The 560-nt window shown below is 41.4% G+C and carries 1 protein-coding gene; it reads left to right on the forward strand.

Annotation, left to right across the window (positions count from 1 at the left end; translation table 11 throughout):
* Nucleotides 1-29: 29 nt before the first annotated feature.
* Nucleotides 30-560: DUF4085 family protein (locus ESZ91_RS11490; protein WP_129227439.1), on the forward strand; the 531-nt coding region annotated here is incomplete at its 3' end.

The raw sequence follows: 560 nt of genomic DNA on the forward strand, positions 1-560 counted from the left end.
GCAAGGATTTAGAATTGTGCGAACAAAGAATGAACGAGCAAGGGATAACCGAAGAGGAACGAAAACTCAGAAAATGTATATACAGGTATTATGCAAAAACTTGCGAAAAGCGGATAGCGGCAGGCGCGCCGTTTGTGTTCGATGAAAACCATGCCGCCCGTAAATTCGAAGAAGGCTTGCGGCAAAAGATAGAATTATTGCAGCATATGCCGCCGACGATATTGGATAAGGTTGCAGATATCGGTGTTTTTGCGTTCGGATATGTAAGCGAGGAAGTAAAAAGATTATTAAAACCCTATTGCGGAGAATTGAAACGGCAATGTAAAGGTGTACTGAAACAAGCAGAACGCGAAACGGAAAAAGCGGAAAAATATCTGACAAAAAGGCTCGGGGTAAGCGAATACACGGAATTGTTTTTAACAGATATCATTTTTGAAAACGAAGATATCTATTTACTGTTTGACAACGGCGAAAAATTGCTTATCAAAAACGGAGAAATACTCGAAAGGGAGGAAGAAAAACTGTTTGCATGGAACGCGGATATCCCCAACAGCGGTTGG

The organism is Candidatus Borkfalkia ceftriaxoniphila (assembly GCF_004134775.1).
Lineage (GTDB): Bacteria > Bacillota > Clostridia > Christensenellales > Borkfalkiaceae > Borkfalkia > Borkfalkia ceftriaxoniphila.